The 7,018-nt window shown below is 71.8% G+C and carries 5 protein-coding genes and 1 pseudogene; 2 read left to right on the top strand and 4 right to left on the bottom strand.

Annotated features, from left to right (window positions below; translation table 11 throughout):
- The 4 genes from P1P70_RS37165 to P1P70_RS37150 form a co-directional block, all read right to left on the bottom strand.
- Nucleotides 1-610, bottom strand: a 610-nt coding sequence (locus tag P1P70_RS37165; RefSeq protein WP_319245633.1) for a flavin reductase family protein, incomplete at its 3' end; no start/stop codon positions are given.
- Nucleotides 611-697: 87 nt separating this feature from the next.
- On the bottom strand, nucleotides 698-1,525 hold the full coding sequence (locus tag P1P70_RS37160) for an enoyl-CoA hydratase/isomerase family protein (protein ID WP_319245631.1): 828 nt from the start codon (nucleotides 1,523-1,525) through the stop codon (nucleotides 698-700).
- 73 nt (nucleotides 1,526-1,598) lie between these two features.
- Entirely contained in the window at nucleotides 1,599-3,881 is a 2,283-nt protein-coding gene (locus P1P70_RS37155; RefSeq protein ID WP_319245630.1) for an acetate--CoA ligase family protein, read from the bottom strand.
- A 277-nt stretch (nucleotides 3,882-4,158) separates the two neighbouring features.
- Nucleotides 4,159-5,382: an NAD(P)/FAD-dependent oxidoreductase gene (locus P1P70_RS37150; protein WP_319245628.1), complete on the bottom strand. Its 1,224-nt coding sequence runs from the start codon at nucleotides 5,380-5,382 to the stop codon at nucleotides 4,159-4,161.
- A 304-nt stretch (nucleotides 5,383-5,686) separates the two neighbouring features.
- Here P1P70_RS37150 and P1P70_RS37145 point away from each other — a divergent pair, with 304 nt between their 5' ends.
- Together P1P70_RS37145 and P1P70_RS37140 are read left to right on the top strand one after the other, a co-directional pair.
- The gene (locus P1P70_RS37145; protein ID WP_319245626.1) at nucleotides 5,687-6,715 is read left to right on the top strand and encodes an ATP-binding protein; all 1,029 of its coding nucleotides are present in this window, start codon (nucleotides 5,687-5,689) and stop codon (nucleotides 6,713-6,715) included.
- Between the two features lie 142 nt (nucleotides 6,716-6,857).
- Nucleotides 6,858-7,018, top strand: a pseudogene (locus P1P70_RS37140) (DoxX family protein); the annotation flags it as partial.

Here is a 7,018-nt window from a genome sequence, read left to right as displayed (position 1 = left end):
GGGCCGGGGTGTGGGCCAGGCCGGCGAACTTGTCCGCGCCGCTCACCGCGAAGCGCCGACACAACTCGCCCTGGTCCGCGCCGAGTACGTTCACGCAGAACACGCCCGCGCGGGCGATCCGGGGCCAGGTCGTCGACGTACGGCCGACCATGAAGACCACGAGGGGCGGGTCCAGGGAGAGCGCGGAGAAGGACTGGCAGGCGAAGCCGGCGGGGCGGTCGGCAGGACGGTCGTCGGGGTCTCCTTCGGCGGCCTCACCGGCGTGCGCGGTGGTGCGCTCATCGGCGTGCGTGGTGGTGCGCTCACCGGCGTGCGTGGTGGCGCGCTCGTGTGCGTCGGAGTCGTCGGCCGTCGGGCCTCCCGGCCCTCCCGGCCCTCCCGGGGCCGTGATCACTGTGACGCCCGTCGCGAAGTTCCCCAGGACGCGGCGGAACTCGGCCTGGTCGACCGGCGCCCGCTCGTGCTCGCCGACGCAGCGCAGGTCGGGGCGGGGCAGGGCGTCGACGACCGGTGGCGCGCTCGTCGTTCCACGGCCCCTGTCCGCCGGAGCCGCTCTCAGATAGCGGACGGCGGCGGCCGCCATTCCCGCGTGTCCCATCACGTGAGTCATTAGAGCTGACGGTCCGTCAGAAGTGAAGGCTCGTGCCGTGCCTGCCGTACCTGCCGTACCCGTGCCTGCCGAGCCGCAACTCGGTCGTCAGCGGCCCTCGTAACGCGGTGTCCGTCGTTCCACGAAGCTCGCCACGCCCTCCCGGGCGTCGGCCGTCGCCATGTTGATCTCCTGGGCGGCGGCCTCGGCGGCGAAGGCGGTGGCGCGGTCGGTGTCGAGGGAGGTGTTGACCAAGTGTTTGGCCGAAGCCAGGGCGCGGGTCGGACCGGCGGCCAGACGTTCCGCCCACGCGCGTGCCGTCTTCTCCAGGTCCTGTGCGGGGACGACACGGTTGGCGAGGCCGAGGCGCTCCGCGTCGGCGGCGGACAGTGCGTCGCCGAAGAACATCAGCTCCTTCGCCCGGTGCGGGCCGATGAGACGGGGGAGCAGATACGCGCCGCCGCCGTCGGGGACCAGGCCGCGCCGGACGAACACCTCGATGAAACGGGCCTCTTCGGCCGCCAGGACCAGGTCGCAGGCGAGGGCCAGGTGCGCGCCGATACCGGCCGCGGTGCCGTTCACCGCCGCGATCACCGGTTTCTCGCAGTCGAGTACGGCCGCGATGAGGCGCTGGGCGCCGAGCCGGATGACGCGCGCCACGTCACCGGGCACCCGCTCCCCGCCGTCCGTCGCCGTGCTTCGCAGATCCGCGCCCGCGCAGAAGCCGCGGCCCGTGGCCGTGATCACCACCGCGCGCACGGCGGGGTCGGCGGAGGCCTCGGAGAGGAGTTGGATGAGGCGTTCTCGCTGGTCAGGGGTGATGGCGTTCATCGCCTCGGGGCGGTTGAGAGTGATCCACGAGACGGCGTTGTCAGTGGCGTGCAGTATCAATGAGTCACGGGATTTTTCGGGATGTTCAAGGGGGGAAGCGGACATGTGGGTGCTCCGATTCTTACGAGGAGTGATGGTGGTCCTGCGTGTGTGGGGTGCCGTCCTCGCGCGTCGGCGCTCAGCGGCACACCGCCAGCGCGTCCAGGGCCACCGCCCCCTGCCCCCTCGGCAGCACCATCAGGGGGTTGATGTCCAGCTCCGCTATCTGGTCCCCGAGTTCGAGCGCCATGCGCTGCACACGGAGCACGACCTCCACGAGGGCGTCCACGTCGGACGGGGGAGCCCCGCGCACCCCGTCCAGCAGGGCCCGCCCGCGCAGTTCGGCGAGCATGGCGTGGGCCTGGTCCTCACCGAAGGGCGGCACGCGTACGGCGGAGTCGCGGAGCACCTCCACGAGGACGCCGCCGAGTCCCACCGTGACCGTGGGCCCGAAGAGGTCGTCGTGGGTGACACCCACGACCACCTCCACGCCCCGCTCCACCATCTGGCACACCAGCACCCCGTCGAGGGAGACGTCCTCGTAGTGGGCGATGTCGGTGAGTTCGCGATAGGCGTCGCGGATCTGGCTCGCGGAGGTCAGACCGATCTTCACCAGGCCGAGCTCCGTCTTGTGGGCGATGCTCGCGCCGGACGCCTTCATCACCACCGGGTAGCCGACCAGGCTCGCCGCGCGTACGGCCGCCGCCGCGCTGGTCACCAACTGCTCGCGCGGCACGCGAATGCCGTACGCCCGCAGCAACTGCTTGGCCGCGTGCTCGCTCAACTGCTGCCCCGGCCGCATCAGTGCCTGTGCCTTGCGGAAGGAGGGCGAGGGGGAGCGGGGTGCCTCGTCGAAGGGAGAGCGGTAGGCGGCGGTGAAGCGGGAGTGGTCGAGGTGGGCGCGGACGGCCGTGATGCAGTTGGCGAAGGTACGGAAGGTCGCCACCCGGGACGACCCGAGCAGCGTCTCGCGGTATGCGGCCTCGGTGCCCACCGGCGACCCCCACACCACGCACACCAGCTTGTCCGTTCGCTCCGCCGCCGCCACCAGGTCCTGGGCGAGCTTGTCGCTCATGGGAGGGAAGGGGCCGGTGATGGGGCAGATCAGCACGCCCACCTCAGGGTCGTCGAGGATCGCGTCGAGGATGCGGGGGCCGCGCCAGTCGCCCACGGGGTGGCCGCCGTTGTCGACGGGGTTGGCGACGCTCAGATAGTCGGGGATCCACTGGTGCAGCTCGGCCTGCTTGGCCTCGGACAGCGTGGGGAGGGGCAGGCCGGCCTCGGTGGCCAGGTCGGCGAAGTGCGCGCCCGTGCCGCCCGAGATCGAATAGACGACGACGCCTTCGGGCCTCGGCAGGTCCGACCTCGGCGCGGTTGATCCTGGCGAGGCCGGCCCCGGGAGGCGCGGTCGCCGGGCCCGGGCCAACAGGGTTGCCGTGTCCTGGAGTTCGTCGAGCCCGTCGACGCGGATCACTCCGTACTGCCGCATCGCCGCGTCGACGACCGCGTCCGCGCCGGTGAGTTTGCCGGTGTGGGAGGCGGCGGTGCGGGCGCCGGTCTCGGTGCGGCCGACCTTGACGGCGACGACGGGGACACCGCGCCGGGCGGCCCGGTCGGCGGCGAGGAGGAAGGCGCGGCCGTCCTTGAGGCCCTCGACGTACGCGGCGATGGCGCCCACTTCGGGGCGTTCGGCGAAGTAGGAGATGAAGTCGGCGGTCTCCAGGTCGGCCTCGTTGCCGGTGGGGGCCCAGTGGGAGAGGCGGATGCCGAGTTCCTGGAGGGAGAAGACGGGGCGGCCCTGGTGGCCGGACTGGGTGATCAGCGCGATCGCCGGGCCGTCGAGGTCGTCGCGGAAGTGCTCGAAGGCGTTGAGGTTGGTGTTGGGGCCGAGCAGCCGCAGACCGTCGGCCCGGGCGACGGCGGCGGCGAGCCGCTCCTGGGCGGCGGCACCCTCCGCGCCGGTCTCGGCGAAACCGGAGGCGAAGGCGACGGCGAACTTCACCTTGGCCTCGGCCAGTTCGCCGATCACGGGGAGGGGGTCGGAGAGGAGCAGTACGGCGAGATCGACCTGTTCGGGCAGGGCGGCGACGGAAGGGGCGCAGGGGATGCCGAAGACCGACGCGCGAGTGGGGTGCACGGGGTGGAGTCGGGCGCCGACGCGCTCGGACCAGGCGAGCAGCTGTCGGGTGATCCCGGTGTTCGGCCGGCCCTCCGTGTCCGAGGCGCCGACGACGGCCACGGACTCCGGGCGGAACAAACGGTCCAGATCGGGGACGTCGGCGTACAGCGGGCGTCCGCTGACGTCGAGGTCTCCGGCCTCGGCGGGCCTGCCGTGGACGACCTGTGCGGGGTGCTCGCCGCACGCGATGGCCCGGGCCCGGCGGGAGTCGGTGGTGAGGGTGCCGTGGGTTGATCCAAGCATCGGTCCGCCCGCTCCTGTGTGACAGCCAATTCAGTGACGTGGTGACGTGGTGACGTTCACGTATCTGACGACACGTCAGATTTCAGACTACTGAACTGACGCTCTGTCAGGAATGGGTGTGCGAGCAAAGTTACGCGGCAGTAAGGAGGTTGTACCCACGCGGGGCGGTGGTCAGACCTGTGGCCGGGTTCGTCCATGAGCGACGACCCGGTCGGGCGGCGTGCGATGCGGGCGGCCCGGTCGGGCGGCGTGCTGTGCGGGCGGGCGGCCCGGTCCGTCAGGGTGTCGTGCGGATGCGTACGGTGATCGCGTCGCGGGTGGCGACCCCGCCGGCCTTCACGACCGCCTTGGCGATCTTCTCGGCGTCGAGGGCGAGTTCGCGGAGCATGCCGCTGATGGGGTTGGTGAAGCCGGTGAAGTACAGGCCGGGGGCGTTCGCGGGGGTGCGGGCGCCGTGCACGACGGGCTTCCCGCGCTCGTCGAGCACGTCGAGGTGGCCGACGAGTCCTTCCAGGGCGCGCCGGTAGCCGGTGGCGGCGATCACGGCGTCGGTCTCGACGCGGGTGCCGTCGCCGAGGGCGACCTTGCCGTCCTCGAACCCCTCGACCGGGCCGACGATCTCGACCTTCCCCTTGCGTACGGCGTCGATGAGGCCGACGTCCTGCACGGGGACGGCGCCCTCGTGCACACGGGAGTAGAGGCCGGTGTCGGGGCGGGCCAGGCCGTGCGCCGACAGGTCCGGCACGCTGAGCTTCGCCATCGGCTTGGCGAGCCGGTCCACGAGGGCGACCGGCAGCCGACGGACGAGGACACCCGTGTACTGGGCCGCCCACCCGGCGGTCGACCGGCGCACGATGTGCGGGGCCGTCCGCACCGCGAGCCGTACGCGCGCCGCCCCGCCCTCTGCGAGGTCGACGGCGATCTCGGCGCCGGTGTTGCCGATGCCGACGACCAGGACGTCACGGCCGGCGAAGGGCTTCGGGTTGCGGTACTCGGCGGCGTGCAGCAGCTCGCCCTGGTACGAGTCCCGGCCGGGCCAGTCGGGAATGTGGGGCGTGTGGTTGTAGCCGGTGGCGACGACGACCGCGCCACCGGTCAGTTCGCGGCCGCCGGTGGCGTGCAGGAGCCAGCCGGTGCCGTCCGCGCCGCGCTCGACGCGGGAGACCTCGACGCCCGTGACGATCTCCAGTTGGTGCACCTCGGCGTACTTCTCCAGGTACCGCACCACGTCGTCCCGCGAGGTCCACCGGCCGAAGCGGCGCGGCATGGGCAGGCCCGGCAGCGCCGACAGCCGCCGGGTCGTGTGCAGGTGCAGCCGGTCGTAGTGCCGCCGCCAGGACGCCCCGACCTTGTCCGACTTCTCCAGCACGACCGCCCGCACGCCCCGGGCCCGCAACGCGTGCGCGACGGCCAGTCCACCGGGTCCGCCGCCGATCACGTAGACGGGGCGGTCGGAGGAGGCAGGGGTCGCGGGTCCCGCGGGTGCACTGGAGTCGGCCATGTGCCTGAGCGTATTCACGCCTTCACTTGTTGGGTCTCGGTCAAGCCCGGAATTGGTTGCGGATTGATCACGGGTGTAGGAGGGGTGGGTGGGGTCTGTGGCGTAGGTCTCCTGGTATGTGGAGGGGAGGTGGCGGAGTATCCGGCTCGCGCCCGGCGTCGGGAGACCGGACCGAGGCCCACGGGACCGGATCATCGCCGTGGCCAGGACCCAGCCGGTGGCGAACCTGCGAGAGCTGGTCCTGGAGTCAGGTCGGCCGCCGAGTGGCTCCACTTATTAGGAGTGCACTCCTAATAATTCGTCGGTGATGGGCGGGCTGCTGGCGAGCACGGCCCCCCTGCGGGGCCGGGCCCAGCTCGAACTCGTCGTACGGCCCTTCGGCTACCGGGCCGCCGCGGAGTTCTGGGGCGTCGCCGATGAGCCCGCCCTCGCGGTCCGACTGCACGCCGTCGTCGGCGGTACGCCCGCGTACCGCCGCCAGTTCCTGGCGGACGACGTCCCCGAGAACCTGCGGGCGTTCGACGACTGGATCCGCCGTACGGTCCTGTCACCGTTCAGTCCGCTCTTCCGGGAAGCGCGTCACCTGCTGGCAGAGGAGGCCGACATCCGGGACACGGCCCTGGACCACTCGGTCCTGGCGGCCGTGGCGCAGGGCAACACGACGCGCGGCGGGATCGCCGGTTACATCGGCCGGAAGTCCGTCGACATCTCGCACCCGCTCAACGTCCTTGAGGACAGTCACCTGCTGGTCCGGGAGGCCGACGTCTTCCGGGCGGGCAAGTCGCAGTACCGCATCGCCGAACCGCTGATCAACTTCTACGAGGCGGTCATGCGTCCCGCCTGGGCCCGGCTGGAGAGTGGTCAGGCCGCGGAGGTGTGGGGGCAGGCGGCCGAGCGGTTCGCGGCGCAGGTGGCCGGACCGCATTTCGAGGCCGTCTGCCGTGAGTATGTGATCGGGCCGGGACGGTCGTTGCTGAGTGCGTCGCTCGGTGAGGTCGGCAGCGGCATCGTGACCGACTCGGCGCAACGCCGGCAGTTGCAGGTGGATGTAGCGGTCGTCGAGCCGGGTTCCGGGGGGCGGAGGCCCTCGGTCGCGCTGCTGGGAGAAGCGAAGTGGGGCACCGTGCTGGGTGTCGGCCATCTGGAGCGGCTGAGCCGGGCCCGCGAACTGCTGACGGGCCGGGGGTTCGACACGACCCGCTGCGGGCTGGCGTTCTTCAGTGCCGCGGGATTCAGTGACGCGCTGCGCGCCGCGGCGGAGCGGGGCGGCGTACTGCTCGTCGGTCTCGACGAGTTGTACGGACGGGCCATGCCGATCGGGTACGTGCCCTGAGGCACGGGACGGACGGGACTTCGTGGACGCGGACCGGGGCCTGTCCGCCGGTCCGCCGGTCCGCGTCTCTTGCGTATCCCTCCCCCATCCGCTGAACTGACGTACCGTCAGATTCCCGCGTGGGTGCGGAAGGGCGATGTCCATGGAGACGATCTGGCTCAGCGGTGCCGAATGGGTGGCCGTGCTGCGTATCGGGCTCGGGCTGTGGTGGCTGGAGAGTTGGCGGCACAAGGACAAGAGGGCCTGGTTCCAGGAGGGGGCCGGGATCGCCTGGGCGGCGGGGGTGGCGGAGAAGCATCGGTG

The sequence above is a fragment of the Streptomyces sp. MB09-02B genome, from assembly GCF_033794485.1.
Lineage (GTDB): Bacteria > Actinomycetota > Actinomycetes > Streptomycetales > Streptomycetaceae > Streptomyces.
This window is presented reverse-complemented; position numbering and strand designations above follow the sequence as displayed.